This window comes from Pseudoalteromonas sp. B160, from assembly GCF_037162485.1.
GTDB lineage: Bacteria > Pseudomonadota > Gammaproteobacteria > Enterobacterales > Alteromonadaceae > Pseudoalteromonas > Pseudoalteromonas rhizosphaerae.
In genome coordinates, this window is record NZ_JARLUX010000001.1 from 343,822 (window position 1) to 357,868 (window position 14,047).

12 protein-coding genes, 7 tRNA genes and 4 pseudogenes are annotated in these 14,047 nt (G+C 41.3%); 9 read left to right on the forward strand and 14 right to left on the reverse strand.

What is annotated here, in order from left to right; translation table 11 throughout:
* Positions 1 to 276: 276 nt before the first annotated feature.
* The 9 genes and pseudogenes from P4S61_RS01460 to dnaQ all read right to left on the reverse strand — a co-directional run bounded on the left by P4S61_RS01460 (position 277) and on the right by dnaQ (position 3,231).
* Positions 277 to 352 (reverse strand) — tRNA-Asp (locus P4S61_RS01460).
* 54 nt (positions 353 to 406) lie between these two features.
* Positions 407 to 483 (reverse strand) — tRNA-Asp (locus tag P4S61_RS01465).
* 37 nt (positions 484 to 520) lie between these two features.
* Positions 521 to 596: transfer RNA gene (locus P4S61_RS01470), tRNA-Asp, on the reverse strand.
* Positions 597 to 634: 38 nt separating this feature from the next.
* Positions 635 to 711: transfer RNA gene (locus P4S61_RS01475), tRNA-Asp, on the reverse strand.
* 31 nt (positions 712 to 742) lie between these two features.
* A tRNA-Asp gene (locus P4S61_RS01480) sits at positions 743 to 818 on the reverse strand.
* A 41-nt stretch (positions 819 to 859) separates the two neighbouring features.
* Positions 860 to 935: transfer RNA gene (locus tag P4S61_RS01485), tRNA-Asp, on the reverse strand.
* Between the two features lie 27 nt (positions 936 to 962).
* Positions 963 to 1,038, reverse strand: a tRNA-Asp gene (locus P4S61_RS01490).
* A 98-nt stretch (positions 1,039 to 1,136) separates the two neighbouring features.
* Positions 1,137 to 2,477: pseudogene (locus P4S61_RS01495) on the reverse strand (TIGR03503 family protein).
* Between the two features lie 41 nt (positions 2,478 to 2,518).
* Positions 2,519 to 3,231 (reverse strand): annotated as a pseudogene (dnaQ, locus tag P4S61_RS01500) (DNA polymerase III subunit epsilon).
* 68 nt (positions 3,232 to 3,299) lie between these two features.
* Here dnaQ and rnhA point away from each other — a divergent pair.
* Both rnhA and P4S61_RS01510 read left to right on the forward strand, forming a co-directional pair.
* A pseudogene (gene rnhA, locus P4S61_RS01505) lies at positions 3,300 to 3,766 on the forward strand (ribonuclease HI).
* A gap of 85 nt (positions 3,767 to 3,851) precedes the next feature.
* A complete protein-coding gene (locus tag P4S61_RS01510; RefSeq protein WP_145241651.1) occupies positions 3,852 to 4,715 on the forward strand; it encodes an MBL fold metallo-hydrolase in 864 nt (287 codons plus the stop codon).
* Here the strand turns inward: P4S61_RS01510 and P4S61_RS01515 are convergent.
* Positions 4,686 to 5,444, reverse strand: a complete 759-nt coding sequence (locus tag P4S61_RS01515) for a class I SAM-dependent methyltransferase (RefSeq protein WP_145241649.1) — start codon at positions 5,442 to 5,444, stop codon at positions 4,686 to 4,688. The two genes, P4S61_RS01510 and P4S61_RS01515, sit on opposite strands and share 30 nt — an antisense overlap.
* Before the next feature lie 52 nt (positions 5,445 to 5,496).
* Between P4S61_RS01515 and gloB the strand changes: the two genes are divergently transcribed.
* Together gloB and P4S61_RS01525 are read left to right on the forward strand one after the other, a co-directional pair.
* Positions 5,497 to 6,282 carry a hydroxyacylglutathione hydrolase gene (gloB, locus tag P4S61_RS01520; RefSeq protein WP_337117657.1) on the forward strand — a complete coding sequence of 262 codons (786 nt, stop codon included), beginning with the start codon at positions 5,497 to 5,499 and terminating at the stop codon, positions 6,280 to 6,282.
* Between the two features lie 157 nt (positions 6,283 to 6,439).
* Positions 6,440 to 8,026 (forward strand): lytic transglycosylase, encoded by a 1,587-nt coding sequence (locus tag P4S61_RS01525; protein ID WP_337117658.1) that lies wholly within the window; start codon positions 6,440 to 6,442, stop codon positions 8,024 to 8,026.
* Positions 8,027 to 8,076: 50 nt separating this feature from the next.
* On the opposite strand, the gene P4S61_RS01530 is transcribed toward P4S61_RS01525, so the two are convergent.
* The 3 genes from P4S61_RS01530 to P4S61_RS01540 are packed head-to-tail and all read right to left on the reverse strand — an operon-like array spanning position 8,077 to position 9,603.
* The gene (locus P4S61_RS01530; protein WP_182731914.1) at positions 8,077 to 8,526 is read right to left on the reverse strand and encodes a flavodoxin; all 450 of its coding nucleotides are present in this window, start codon (positions 8,524 to 8,526) and stop codon (positions 8,077 to 8,079) included.
* On the reverse strand, positions 8,526 to 9,290 hold the full coding sequence (gene truC / locus P4S61_RS01535) for a tRNA pseudouridine(65) synthase TruC (protein WP_145241641.1): 765 nt from the start codon (positions 9,288 to 9,290) through the stop codon (positions 8,526 to 8,528). Before truC ends, P4S61_RS01530 begins: the two co-directional genes overlap by 1 nt.
* Positions 9,283 to 9,603 carry a YqcC family protein gene (locus P4S61_RS01540; protein ID WP_182731913.1) on the reverse strand — a complete coding sequence of 107 codons (321 nt, stop codon included), beginning with the start codon at positions 9,601 to 9,603 and terminating at the stop codon, positions 9,283 to 9,285. The genes truC and P4S61_RS01540 overlap by 8 nt, the downstream gene beginning before the upstream one ends.
* 104 nt (positions 9,604 to 9,707) lie before the next feature.
* Between P4S61_RS01540 and P4S61_RS01545 the strand changes: the two genes are divergently transcribed.
* The gene (locus P4S61_RS01545; RefSeq protein WP_145241667.1) at positions 9,708 to 10,736 is read left to right on the forward strand and encodes a DUF3549 family protein; all 1,029 of its coding nucleotides are present in this window, start codon (positions 9,708 to 9,710) and stop codon (positions 10,734 to 10,736) included.
* Positions 10,737 to 11,036 (forward strand): DUF3301 domain-containing protein, encoded by a 300-nt coding sequence (locus P4S61_RS01550; protein WP_145241637.1) that lies wholly within the window; start codon positions 10,737 to 10,739, stop codon positions 11,034 to 11,036.
* A gap of 828 nt (positions 11,037 to 11,864) precedes the next feature.
* Here P4S61_RS01550 and P4S61_RS01555 read toward each other — a convergent pair.
* Positions 11,865 to 12,511, reverse strand: a pseudogene (locus P4S61_RS01555) (N-acetyltransferase).
* A gap of 153 nt (positions 12,512 to 12,664) precedes the next feature.
* Between P4S61_RS01555 and P4S61_RS01560 the strand changes: the two are divergent.
* From P4S61_RS01560 to P4S61_RS01570, 3 genes are all read left to right on the forward strand, one after another.
* Positions 12,665 to 12,898, forward strand: a complete 234-nt coding sequence (locus P4S61_RS01560; RefSeq protein WP_145241632.1) for a DUF2789 domain-containing protein — start codon at positions 12,665 to 12,667, stop codon at positions 12,896 to 12,898.
* Between the two features lie 89 nt (positions 12,899 to 12,987).
* Entirely contained in the window at positions 12,988 to 13,251 is a 264-nt protein-coding gene (locus tag P4S61_RS01565) for a hypothetical protein (RefSeq protein ID WP_145241630.1), read from the forward strand.
* A gap of 17 nt (positions 13,252 to 13,268) precedes the next feature.
* The gene (locus P4S61_RS01570) at positions 13,269 to 14,042 is read left to right on the forward strand and encodes a Zn-ribbon-containing protein (RefSeq protein ID WP_182731912.1); all 774 of its coding nucleotides are present in this window, start codon (positions 13,269 to 13,271) and stop codon (positions 14,040 to 14,042) included.
* Positions 14,043 to 14,047: the final 5 nt, after the last annotated feature.

A 14,047-nucleotide genomic window follows, 5' to 3' on the forward strand; every position in this document is an offset into this window, starting at 1 on the left:
GTCAAGTTCAGATAAGATAACTGATAGCTGATAGCTGATAGCTGATAGCTGATAGCTGATAGCTGATAGCTGATAGCTGATAGCTGATAGCTGATAGCTGATAGCTGATAGCTGATAGCTGATAGCTGATAGCTGATAGCTGATAGCTGATAGCTGATAGCTGATAGCTGATAGCTGATAGCTGATAGCTGATAGCTGATAGCTGATAGCCAAAGTATGTTTTATTGCAATAGGTATACAATGACTTTATAAACTTATTATTGAGGAAATAACAAGTGGCGGAGTGGACGGGACTCGAACCCGCGACCCCGGCGTGACAGGCCGGTATTCTAACCAACTGAACTACCACTCCGCAGTGGTATGTGCATGGGGTAATGCACTTACTAATTTTATTACTGATATCAAGTGGCGGAGTGGACGGGACTCGAACCCGCGACCCCTGGCGTGACAGGCCGGTATTCTAACCAACTGAACTACCACTCCGCAGAGATATCATTATACTTGTTATTACTTAATTTGTTGGCGGAGTGGACGGGACTCGAACCCGCGACCCCGGCGTGACAGGCCGGTATTCTAACCAACTGAACTACCACTCCAGCATACAAATTTTGTAATATAACATTGTTTAAATAGTTGGCGGAGTGGACGGGACTCGAACCCGCGACCCACGGCGTGACAGGCCGGTATTCTAACCAACTGAACTACCACTCCAGCGCATATTTAAACTGTTACTTTTTCTTATTGGCGGAGTGGACGGGACTCGAACCCGCGACCCTGGCGTGACAGGCCGGTATTCTAACCAACTGAACTACCACTCCATAATAAGAATATGTTTTACAACCATATGTTGTGTAAGTGTTGGCGGAGTGGACGGGACTCGAACCCGCGACCCTGGCGTGACAGGCCGGTATTCTAACCAACTGAACTACCACTCCAGCGTCTACTTACAAATTGTCGAAAATTGGCGGAGTGGACGGGACTCGAACCCGCGACCCCGGCGTGACAGGCCGGTATTCTAACCAACTGAACTACCACTCCACATTTTCGTTGCTGTCTGAGTCTCCCCTGACAGCGGCGTGAATAATACGAACCAACCCCTACTTCGTCAAGGGCTTTTTTGTTTTTTTACAGGTTTTTTAGTCATCTGACATCGAAAGGTTTAAAATTTCACCGGATCTATCACTTTTTGAACCATTTTTGTCGAGTTCTTTTTTTCATTACTTTGCGGCTCATTTTCAACTGCTGTTTTTTCTTCAAAAATGGTAAGTTGATTTTCGGCATGATTGATTTTTTCTGCACAAATACACGAATTGCTAACCAACCCAACAGCAAAACCAGTAAATTCCCGCCAACAATTAAACTAATAAATGTAATTGTTGCCATTGATTCGGCTTCCTTAGCAACTCTTTCTATTTCTTGTTGCTGTGCTGGGGTAATAATTGGTTCTGGTAATTCAGGCACCACTTCTATTGGTCGTTCTATTTCAAATTTATAGGTCGGTAAAGTCGCCATAAATTCGCGCCCATTAACATTAGTACCAAAAACAGACAGTTCAATACTGTATCGCCCCCAATCATAATTTTTAATCGTCAGCTGACGGGTCAAACTGTTTTTAGCATCAAGCGTAAACATTTGCTCTTCATTATTGGGGTAATAAATTTTACCTTGGATCAATACCGTATCTGGTTGCACTATTTGGTTATCGAGGGTAATGGTTAATTGATGTTCTTGCAGGTCATCTTCGGCTAAGGCGATTTCATAACTAAAGGGGGTTCTTTAACTTCGATAAGATCTTGCACGACGGTGCGCTTTAATAATGGGGTTTCAATATATAGCTCTGGTCGCCATTGTCCGGCTGGGAAAACTAATTTAAATTCACCGGTAAAAATACCATCTTTAGGGCGCTCATCGAAACCACGGCCATCGTCTTTAAATTCAGCAACATTCTGAGTGCCAGCGCCAAAGTTTGCAAAGTCACTGTTATTGGTGCTAATAAAGTCAACATTTAAACTGACCACATCCCGAAACAAGCCCACTTGAATCGGCTCACCATCATTTAGTATTTGCCCTGTAATTTTAACTGTTTCGCCACGAAACAGTAATGGGGGTAATGGTTCGGCTTGTAATTCTACTTCTCCTAACACCACAATCCGGCTTTTCGGCAAAATACTACCAACGACCTGCCAAGGCCCAGGCATTGGCTGCTTAATAGTAATCAGATCATAACTTAGCTCATCAAACCATTGTAGGTTGTCATCTTTTCTCGCCGAGGTTGCATAATATTTACTGCCATCGGGTTTTACCAATACCACTGCTGGTGCACCGGGCTTGCGAAAAAATAATAAGGTGATTTCGTCAACTTTATAATCAATACGAAAACGATTTTCCAGTAAAGGAATTTCATTTTGCCGCCCATCGCGCTGCAGTAAGGTTATTTTATCTTCATTTGTTGCACTGCTGGTGTTTGGTAACATCATAACCAAACACACAACTAACATTATGCTTCTCATGTTTTGCCTTATTCGGCGCGCCATATACATTGACCACCGGCTTCGTTGACTATATTTAATCGCTCTTCGTGAGCGAGTTGCTCATCATTATTGGCTTGTAAGACCACCAGCGGTGGACGGTTTGAATCTAAACGACGCAGTTCTTTTTGTTGTTGCTCACTGCCTTGATTTTTATTTTGATTAAGATTGAGCTTTACCTGCCCCCCGTCATCGCTAAATAAACGTCAGCTAAGATCTCAGAATCCAGTAGTGCGCCGTGTAAGGTACGCTTAGCGTTATCTACATCATAACGCCGGCATAACGCATCTAAGTTATTCTTCTGTCCTGGATGCAAGTCACGCGCCATTTTGAGGGTGTCGAGAACTTGGCAGTAATCATGGGTTTTTTGATAACCTTGATTGAGCAACGCAAATTCATTATCCATATGACCGACATCGAACGGCGCATTATGAATTACCAGCTCCGCCCCTCTAATATAGTCGAGAAACTCTTGAGCTATTTGATGGAATAACGGTTTATCACGTAAAAACTCATTAGTGATACCATGAACATCAATGGCTTCTTCGTCACTTTTGCGCTGTGGGTTGATATAAACGTGAAAGTTATTGCCGGTTAAACGACGATTCACTAATTCCACACAGCCAATTTCAATAATACGATGCCCTTGTTTAGGGTCGATGCCGGTGGTTTCTGTATCTAAAACTATTTGTCTACGTGCCATATCGAATTTAGCCTGACTCTGGTATCTTTCTATAATCACTTTATTGTACATAAGATCAAGGGAAAACAGTGCAAAAAACCGTAGAGATTTACACCGATGGCTCATGTTTAGGTAATCCAGGCCCTGGCGGTTATGGTATTTTTATGTTTTATAATGACCACGAAAAAAATTAAGCCAAGGCTATACCCTCACCACCAATAATCGAATGGAAATGCTCGCAGCAATTGTTGCTCTTGAGAGTTTAAACCGCCCGTGTGAGATAAATCTCACCACCGACAGCCAATACGTGAAACAAGGTATTGAATCATGGCTTGCTAACTGGAAGAAGCGAGGCTGGAAAACAGCTGCTAAAAAACCAGTTAAAAATGTCGATTTATGGCAGCGTCTTGATGCAGCCTGCGCCCGTCATAATGTGACTTGGAAGTGGGTAAAAGGTCATAGCGGCAATAAATACAATGAAATTGTTGATGATTTGGCGCGAGATGCCGCTGGCAGTAAAGATTTATTAGTCGATGAAGGTTACAACCCTGAATAATATTAGTAGGTAATTCATCATAAACCATTTAACAACTTAGTTATATGATATAAGATTTGGATATATTAAATAATGGAGTTGTTAAATGGCTATCTCGATCGAGTCTTTTTTTCATCAGCAAAGTGCTACCTTTACTTATTTAGTGTCTTGCCAAACCACTAAATCTGCCATGTTGATCGATGCCCCTGCTGACTTTGATGCTGCTAGCTGTACGTTAAGTTTTCAAACCGCCGACGAGATCATTGCCCATATAAACGATAACCAACTTATTCTTGAGTGGGTTTTAGAAAGCCACGCCCATGCAGATCACATTACTGCCGCCAGTTATATAAAGCAGCAACTTGCGACATATCATCCTTGCAAGTTAGCAACGGGTAAAAAAATAATACAAGTGCAAGAACATTTTAGCCGCCTGTATAATATTAATATGCCATGTGATGGCAGCCCATTTGAACAGCTATTTACTGATAACGAGCATTTTGCACTGGGCGCACACAAGGTTACTGTATTAGCGACTCCAGGCCATACTCCAGACAGTGTGTGTTATTTAATTGAAGGCAACTTGTTTGTTGGTGACACATTTTTTATGCCCGATAGCGGCACTGCACGCTGTGATTTCCCAGGTGGCAGTGCCAAAACGCTTTATCAGTCACTGCAACGTATTTTAGCCCTGCCCGATGAAACTATTTTATGGATGTGCCACGACTATCAGCCGGGTGATCGCCCACTTGCCAATAAAACATCGGTACTCGAGCAGCGCACCAGTAATATTCATCTACAAGCCTCTGAGCAAGATTACATAACAACCCGTAGCGCCCGTGATGCAACACTCAGTGCACCTAAATTATTGCACCCAGCAATACAAATGAATATTCGCGCAGGCCAATTACCAAAAGCACAGCAAAACAGTCAGCGTTATTTAACGCTTCCGCTCACAGTGTTGCTTTGAGGTTTGCCGTAAACCAGCTCCTTTTACTGGAGCAAACTGTGGACGAGCGTGCCATTTAGGCTTTATGGGTGTCAAAGGCGCAACTCGTTTACGAGCGACCAACATATACACACTTCCCATGGGTTTTAGATATTGCTTGGTAAAACGTCGCCATGGCGCAAACCGCGATAAACGGTTGCCTCGTGCTAATGACGAATAAATAAAACGTTCATCACTGACTATTTCAAAACCTAATAGGTTAAGCCAATCTTTTACCCGTGCGGGAGTGAAAAAGCGTCCCGTCCATGGCAACTTTTGACCGCTAAAGGGCAACAACTGCGCAAGTCCACATAAACTAAATGGGTTAAACCCGGTGATCACCATATAGCCACCTGGTATTAAGGTGCGGTGTGCTTCACGTAATATATGATGCGGATCGGTGTGATACTCTAAGCAATGACTTAATATACAGGCATCAACACTGTGCTCGTAAAAAGGGAGTTCATCTATATCGGCAACAACACCTGTAAATGGTCCTGACTCTGCTACGCAGACTTGGTGTTTAATGGTACTTTTACTGGTATTAAGTTCGCCACTGAGGTTACCGAGTTTTAACATGTGATAGCCAAACATTCGCGGTAACCACTTGGCCATTTTACGTTCTATATCACTACGTAAATAGTCACCATGAGGAAACTCTTGCCACGACAGTGGTTTGGGTCCTTCTTGAAAACTAAGGGCTGGTTTCATACGCTGAGCTCGTTATACTGTTTGATATCGTCACTTTATAGAGCAATGTCACATGGTGCAAGTCAAAGCAATTAAAGCCTTTTCTGATAATTACATTTGGTGCCTTAGCGATCCTACAAGTTCGCAAGCATGGGTAGTTGACCCAGGTCAAGCTGAACCAGTGTTAACTTATTTAAACCAAGCTGGTTTGACCTTAGCGGGTATTTTAGTTACCCATCATCATTATGATCATACTGATGGCGTAGCCGCTTTGTGTGAAAAATTTGTGGGCATTGATGTATATGGCCCACACAATAGTCCATTTAAAGGGATCACAAAACCATTAATGGACGCGGATAAGATAACCGTACTTGGGACAGAATTTTCCATCATAACAACACCTGGACATACCTTAGATCATATTTGCTATATCCACCCTGCTCTCGCTTTTACTGGCGATACATTATTCAGTGGTGGTTGCGGACGCTTATTTGAAGGAACAGCAGAGCAAATGTACCACTCATTTAACAAACTAAAAGCGCTACCGCATGATTGTAAAATTTATTGTACTCACGAATACACCCAAGCTAACTTAGCATTTGCATTAGCCGTTGAACCGGATAATCAAGACTTGCTCAACTATTCACATTGGGTTGACGAGCAACGTAACAACGACTTAATCACTTTGCCGAGTACTTTAGGGCAAGAGTTAAAAATAAACCCGTTTATGCGTAGCGAGCTGCCAGGCATTACCACGCTATTGCCTGCACAATTTAAAGGACTCAGAAAAAACTCAGCACAAAAAACTGAACCTTGGCAAAACTTCGCAGGTCTGAGAACCTGGAAAGATCATTTTTAATATAATAAACCTGCCCTGTAGTTAATAAATCTAAGCAGATTATTTAGTTAGCTGGTAAACAGCGGCATTGTTGCATATTTTAAACGGTCATAAAGTGGTAATACCGACTCATAACGGGTAGTATTCGCCGAGTTTTTTACCTGATGTATTGGTATTTATGAATAAATCCCCCCTCGTTTTAGCCTTGGCTTTAGTGCTAAGTGGTTGTCAAACCTTGACATCAACACAATCTGATGACGCTATCGTCAATCAAGCAGAGCAGCCACAACTTAATGGCGCCAGCCCACACGATATCAGTGAAGCATTGATGATCAATGCACAATACCAACAAGTTAACGACTTGGATGATGCACCACCCGTTTTTGATGATGTGTGGGAGCGAATTCGTTACCAATTATCAATTGAAGTGCCGCAAAATCGCCCAGTTGTCACTGAGCGTAATTATTATGCTAAACATCAAGCTTATCTAGATCGCATCTCAAAACGCGCGGAACCTTATCTGCATTTTATTGTAGAAGAAGTTGAAAAGCGTGATATGCCAATTGAAATAGCATTACTGCCTATTGTTGAAAGTGCCTTTGACCCGTTTGGCTACTCATACCGAAGTGCATCGGGTATTTGGCAATTTATGCCACAAACTGGTGAGCGTTTTGATTTAAAGCAAAACTGGTGGTACGACGGTCGTCGTGACATTGTACAATCAACCCGTGCGGCGCTTGATTATCTATCTTATTTACATAAAACCTTAGAGGGTGATTGGCTCAACGCCATTGCGGCCTATAACTCAGGTGAAGGGCGTTTATTACGCGCCATAAAAAAGAACCGTAAAAAGCACTTGCCTACTGATTTTTGGTCTCTTGATTTACCAAGTGAAACCACCGCCTATGTGCCAAAGCTATTAGCATTATCAGATTTACTAAAACGCCAAGATGACTTTGGGGTAAAGTGGAACCCGATTATCAATGCACAAGTTGTTGAAGCCGTTGATATAGGTTCACAAATTGATTTAGCACTTGCTGCGGATATGGCTGACATTAGCCTGACTGAATTGTATCGTTTAAATCCTGGCTTTAATCGCTGGGCAACGGATCCAAATGGTCCTCACTTTTTATTATTACCAACAGACAAAATTGAGCAGTTTCAACAGTTATTAGCTAAAACAGCGATGAAAGATCGTCTGCGTTGGCAACAGTATATTGTCGCAAGCGGTGACAGCTTATCGGTAATTGCGAAGAAGTTTGCCACCAGCACCAGCGCTATCAAATCACTCAATAAACTAAAGTCAAATACCATTCGTATTGGTCAGCAATTATTAGTGCCGTTAAGTGACGGTGCAATTAATAGCGAACACCTACCAAAACAAATGCGTATGGCGGTGAATAACAATAGTCAAAAGAAACTGTCTCATACGGTTAAAAGTGGCGACACTTTATGGGATATAAGCCGAGAGTACGATGTAACCATTAATGAACTCGCTAGCTGGAATAAACTTAAAAAGAATAGTGTATTACATTTAGGCCAAAAGTTAACGGTTTATCAGAGCCCTAAGACCCCTAAGGCGGCGTTAGTCAGTACCGAGCGGACAATCACCTATAAAGTTCGCCGTGGTGACTCTCTGGCTCGCATCGCAGCTAAGTTTAACTTAACAGTAAACGATATTATCAAATGGAATAACTTAGCAGGACAAAAGTACTTACAACCAGGGCAAAAGTTAAAGCTTAAAGTGGACGTAAAAAGCACCTAAGCGAAATAATACAGACAATAAAAAAGAGCGTTTTCGCTCTTTTTTATTGTCTAATGAGGTAACTTAGCTAACCACTCTTGGAGCCATGGCTGAGTTACTGGCCAAGGTTCAAAATCTTCACAGGCATCAATTTCTAAACGATGGCCGATAGGTTGTGCTTGTAAGTCACGAAATAACTCATCAAAACTTCGCCCTGCACCACAAAACGTATCACCATAACTTCGGTCGCCCATAGCGATAATACCGTATGGCTTAGCAGTTAACATAGGAAAAGTGCTATTCAACTCGTTAAAAAAACCAGCAAGGTTGTCAGGAATATCACCTTGCCCGGTAGTTGAAGTGATAACTAAAATATGTGTGGCTTGTTGAATATCTGCAATGGTTGGTTGATCGACTAAATTTACGCTGTGCCCTGCTTGTTCTATTGCGTCAATAACTTCGTCACTTAAACGCTCGGCACCGCCATATACACTGCCTACAAATATGCTAATCGTTGCCATTAATAATCCCTCTCTTGATGTGGCCAGCCAAGCTGTTGACAAATAGTGAGCATTTCTTCACCTAGCGGCGCTTTAATATTGATCTGTTGTTGAGTATAAGGGTGCACAAAATTAAGCTCAGTTGCAAATAACATTAATCGACGTAATGCAAAATGCTCTCTAAAAAATTGGTTATGCTGATTATCACCATGATTAACATCACCAATTATAGGCAGTGATAAATGTTTTAAGTGACGGCGGATTTGATGCTTACGACCAGTTTTAGGAAAGCACTCCACCAGCGAATAGCGCACTGTTGGGTATTTATCAATTGGTATCGGTAACGTTGCTTGCTGCAAGCAGTTAAACAGAGTTTGTGCCTCTTGTGGGGCTTTATTTTGATCAGCAAACTTATCCGCAATTTTATCCAGCTGTTCTTTTAGTGGCTTATCTAAAAACACCGACTCCGGCGCAAAACCACGCACTAACGCGAGATAGCGTTTAGAGATTTGATTATCAATAAATAACTGATTAATGTCCCGTGCAGCTTCAGAGCTCAATGCAAACAGTAAGACGCCCGATGTAGGCCTATCTAAACGATGCACAGGGAACACATGCTGGCCAATTTGATCGCGCAGCATCTGCATCGCAAATTGTGTTTCATGTTTATCTAAAAATGATCTGTGTACTAATAAACCAGAAGGCTTATTAATTGCGATATAGTTTTCATCACGGTATAAAATTTCAAGCTCAGCAAATTCAATTGGCTCAGGGCGTTCACTCATGGCTGCTTCCTAGTACATTATCAAACTCTGTGAGTAACGCGATGATGGCATCGCCTCCAGCCTTTTCAGTAAGCATTAACTCAGCCATCGGTGCAATTGCAAAATTACTCGGTAACGGCTGCTGTTTAGCAACTAACATTTGCATTTTTTCAATAAATACAAATTGTAACCACTGCTCAAACGCCATAGTATCGTGACAAAATGGCACTGTTGAGTTTAACGCTTGCGGATCAATTGGAGTATTTTGCCAAAGTTGATGCTGTTTTAATAAGTCTTCGAGTTGCGTTAAGTAAGTTTGGGTCTGTTGGTACATAACCACCCTTGTTGATTATCATTGCTTGATTATACCCTGTTCCCACATGGCCTGCTATGGCGTATAATTTAACGAATTTTGCAGTAAAAAATCAGTGGATCATTATGACCGAGCAGATCGCAACCTTAGGGCAATTACTTGATGGCGCAGGTACAAATTGGCGCGCTTTTGATATTGGCAGACATATTACCAAGCTAGATAAAAAGCAATTTTTAGCCATTGAGCAAGCACAGATCCCCTATCCTTTCCCGCTCGCAGGCCATGCATGGTTAGCTATTCAGTTTTGGGATAGCAAAGCCAGTAGCGAGCCCTACGTGTGGTTTTTAAAGTTTCCAGTTGATGAGCAAAGCAAACTGGTATGCGCCAGTCGCGATCACTTTGCCAATATGGTGATAGAAGCACTTGGCAATGATTTGACCGGCGAGCAAGCCGACGGGAAGCTTGATAATAACCCATATGTGTTTACACCTAACGCAAATAAACTAGCTGCATTTAATGCACAGTTAAAAGTGTTATTAAAACAACCTGCCTCACAATATTATGAGTACACCCAACTGTATTTTAGTGGCAAACTAGGGTTTGATAATTGGCAAAGTGTTGCAGTACAGGGGATTGCTGATTTTGCATTACGCTTAGATAGCGATAAAAATCTAGCGTCATTACAACAAGCCTGGGAGCAACTGCCAGCTGAAGTGTTACAACCGCTCAGCGCAATGCTTGAACATGTTGAAATACCGCCGGTATTTAGTCAACAGTTGTTAAGCTACGCCCAGCAAGCCATTGCGCAAAAAGATACCTTAGCACTGTGTTGTGCCCTACGTGCAATGTCAAAAGCACAAGCGCAAACACTTACGGTACAATTAGTGGATACTCTTTTAGATTCAGAAATCGCCACAGAATCGGATGTTTTACTGACCATTGCAGGACGTTGTTTTAACTTGCTCACTGATCCCGAGCGGTTACATATTTTTATGGACAATTGCGCCCACCATCAGCAAATTGAAGAGCTTTTCCCAAGTATTTTTGCTGACTTAGTTGCAATACCGAGTATTCGACCACACCTATTAGGTTTACTTCGCAAAGAAAATCGCAGCGAAACCCTCGCGCGAGCAATTGGAAGGTTATTCTCGTAAATGGCAAGTTTATGGACATTCATTATCATTGGTGGTGTGATTTATCTTTTTTGGCTTAATCGTAAAGTTGCTGAAGCTGCCAACGCACACGCAAAACGTCAAAGCGACCAGCTACAAGTGCAATTAATGAGTGTCGCCTGCACTAAACGCCGCTTTGGCCTTCTAAAAAGCGGCAAACCTGGTATCAAAAGCGAGTTTATTTTTGAATTTTCCAGTGATGGTGAAAGCGTTTATCAAGGGGTGTTATTTATGGAAAATGAAATGCTGAAAAGCGTTTTAGTGCCGCCGCATAAGATTTAGTAGTGAGTTAGTGAGTTAGTGAGTTAGTGAGTTAGAAAGTTAGCGAGTTAGCGAGTTAGCAAGTTAGCAAGTTTGCAAGTTAGCAAGTTTGCGAGTTAGAAAGTTAGAAAGTTAGAAAGTTAGAAAGTTAGAAAGTTAGAAAGTTAGAAAGTTAGAAAGTTAGAAAGTTAGAAAGTTATCAGCACACACTGATATTTAATCATTTCACGTCAACTATAAAAAACTAAGGCGTAACATATAGTTACGCCCCAATCTGACTTCGTCCATAATAAGGCATCCATACCTACGCCGAAGCTACCATTTTTATCTATCCCCTGAACGGGTATATATCCAAATACACCCTCACATTGCATCTATGCAATATCCTACACATCCTAGTGTTATCCTCTTTGCCTACCTGGCCGTCCTGCGTTTCCAAACGCTCCTATTACTTCCTGTAATATAATCCTTTGGGCTATCCTTATCATTAGCTCCGCTAATGTACTGCATCCTCGCAGTGTCCTAACTCATCCTTGCATCCGTGTTAACTTGTCCATTTGCTTCCTGCTAAGCATCTTGCTTAATTGCCATAATCCGTTTCCTTGGCAGCAGCTCATTCATTGAGTCTGTGTCGTCTTGACAAAGTAAAGTTTAAAGCAAAGTGGACTCAGCGGTAGTCATAAATAATAATAATTTTCATGTAACAAATTTGCAAAAACAATTTTTTTACTATAAAACAGTTTGTTACGATGAAATCAATCATGATCACAGCGATATAAAAGGCTTAAGCGCACGATAATGTAAGATATCTCTCACAGTGACATTTCCATTATGGCGCTTTATCCTAAATCAATGCTGTTGAGCTGATTTAAATAGCAGTTCACCTTGTACATTGTTAAAAGTCAGTTGTTGTAAGTGCACAAAACCTTCACTGGCAAAAAACGCGGTATGTTTATCTTGGGTTACAAATACAGCCATACCCGATGCAGCTGGATTACCGCTAACTAAATCATTCAAGCCACGAAGTAGATGACGGCCGAGGCCTTCACCATGAAAATGAGGATCAACTGCAATAAAGGCTAAAAAATAGTAGTTTCCTTGTGCTGCGAGCGCATTACGGATCGTTTGCTCTTTTTCAATTAATTGATTTGTTTGCAAATAGCCAGCACTAAGCATTAACTTTAAACGCCAGTGCCAATAGCGCTGTGCTTGCAGCTGACTTGATGATTCGAATACACACGCAACCGCTTTTAAACGATCATTTTTATATAAACCAATCAGCGGCTGTTTTTCTTGCCAAAAGTACTGAGCTCTTCACGGATCAGAGCACGTAATTTTTTTTCATAAACGGCTTTATTCGCCTCACTATAATTGAGCATTGGTTGCAATAGCGGATCATCATGATAAGCTTGATAGATTAAGCTCGCAGCAATACTAATGTCTTCTGCAGCAATATATTGAACTCGAAAAGTCTCATTTTCAGTCTCAACTGTCATAGCTAGTCCTTTTTATTATTTTGATTTTTTGTACATCAACAACTATAGGTATATTCCTATCTGCGTTAAAAGGCAAATTCAGCGGGTGTTAAACTCTAACAACCCATCATAAAGTTCTATAACTGTTTTACTGTTACCATCAAGGAGCATGACATGGATACCACTAAACACGATATCAATACATTATTCAAACAACTCGGCTTACCAAGTTCAGAGGCTGAGATTGACACTTTCATTGCTGCTCATTCATTACCCGCCACAACATTATTACAAGACGCCCCTTTTTGGGATCAAGCACAACAACATTTTATTGCTGAATCATTAGCAGAAGATGGTGATTGGAGTGAAGTGATTGACGAACTGGATGTACGTTTACGTCAGCAGTAAAAGTATTTGGCTACGGCCAACCACCTGTTATTATACCTGGCGCAGCACATGTTAGTGCTATGCCTTACTTTAAAGAGTTTAAAAATCGAATGAATGCTGTTGTTTTTGATGCAATTAAAGCCCTTCTTGATGAAGGCAAAATTCCTACTGTAGCTTTAACTAAAAGTAAACTGACACAACCTATTCCATTGCCTGTTATTATTGCTGCTGTTAGCCAATATAAAAATAACCCTGATTCTATCCATAATTTAGCAAAACAACCTCAGCAAAAAAGTGAGACTATAGATAACTCTAGTCAACTTGATCGCATCGAAGCAAAACTAGACCGCTTACTAGCACTACTTGAAAAATAATAAATTAGAGATCCATCATGTTTGTTGTTGATTTAACGTTTGATTGTTACCAAGACACGACCCTTGAAAATGCCGAACAAGCGATAAACCGCTTAGTTAATGCACTGCGCTTTAATGGGCAAATAATGGGAGAAGAATTCCCAACAGTATTAAAAGATGGCTACTTTGTAACGCGTGTTATGTGTCCCACTGATGATGCAATGCACCCGCTCAACAACAGTCCATTTGTAAAACACAGCATTGATAAATTACATAGCGCTGGATTGCTGGCACCAAAAGTAAAAGTGATCGGCCAAGATATTCACTCTAATGGTGCAGATGAGTGTCATGAGCCGTCCAGCTATATTTTATATACAACCTATGTGCATACATGTAGTCCGCTGTATTGCGGTGATGATTTTTTACCCGTTCCGTTGTTTAAAATACCCGCTATTGCCAATGGTGATTATAAAACTTTAATAAAATGGCAAGAAGACTGGCAAGCTTGCGACCAAATTCAAATTAATGGTGCAACACGTTGTGAATTTCCTGCATTAGATGAAATATCAAACATTGATAGCGATCTTTCTCGTCGCGGTAAAGATATTGCCAAACGTGTTAGCTTTTTAACTAAAAAGCCAGTTTATTATTATTTGTATCGGGTTGGTGGCAAAGACAAAGCATCTGAGCTTGAACGTAAATGCCCAGGCTGTAATAACGATTGGAAGTTACCTGAATCATGGTTTGGCTTATTTGATTTTAGGTGTGAACCATGTGGTTTAGTGTCTAATATATCGTGGGATTTTCAGTAATAAAA

Coding starts and splice junctions, on each gene's coding strand:
- P4S61_RS01510 (WP_145241651.1), top strand. CDS start 3,852: ATGGCTATCTCGATCGAGTCTTTTTTTCATCAGCAAAGTGCTACCTTT.
- P4S61_RS01515 (WP_145241649.1), bottom strand. CDS start 5,444: ATGAAACCAGCCCTTAGTTTTCAAGAAGGACCCAAACCACTGTCGTGG.
- gloB (WP_337117657.1), top strand. CDS start 5,497: ATGGTGCAAGTCAAAGCAATTAAAGCCTTTTCTGATAATTACATTTGG.
- P4S61_RS01525 (WP_337117658.1), top strand. CDS start 6,440: ATGAATAAATCCCCCCTCGTTTTAGCCTTGGCTTTAGTGCTAAGTGGT.
- P4S61_RS01530 (WP_182731914.1), bottom strand. CDS start 8,526: ATGGCAACGATTAGCATATTTGTAGGCAGTGTATATGGCGGTGCCGAG.
- truC (WP_145241641.1), bottom strand. CDS start 9,290: ATGAGTGAACGCCCTGAGCCAATTGAATTTGCTGAGCTTGAAATTTTA.
- P4S61_RS01540 (WP_182731913.1), bottom strand. CDS start 9,603: ATGTACCAACAGACCCAAACTTACTTAACGCAACTCGAAGACTTATTA.
- P4S61_RS01545 (WP_145241667.1), top strand. CDS start 9,708: ATGACCGAGCAGATCGCAACCTTAGGGCAATTACTTGATGGCGCAGGT.
- P4S61_RS01550 (WP_145241637.1), top strand. CDS start 10,737: ATGGCAAGTTTATGGACATTCATTATCATTGGTGGTGTGATTTATCTT.
- P4S61_RS01560 (WP_145241632.1), top strand. CDS start 12,665: ATGGATACCACTAAACACGATATCAATACATTATTCAAACAACTCGGC.
- P4S61_RS01565 (WP_145241630.1), top strand. CDS start 12,988: ATGAATGCTGTTGTTTTTGATGCAATTAAAGCCCTTCTTGATGAAGGC.
- P4S61_RS01570 (WP_182731912.1), top strand. CDS start 13,269: ATGTTTGTTGTTGATTTAACGTTTGATTGTTACCAAGACACGACCCTT.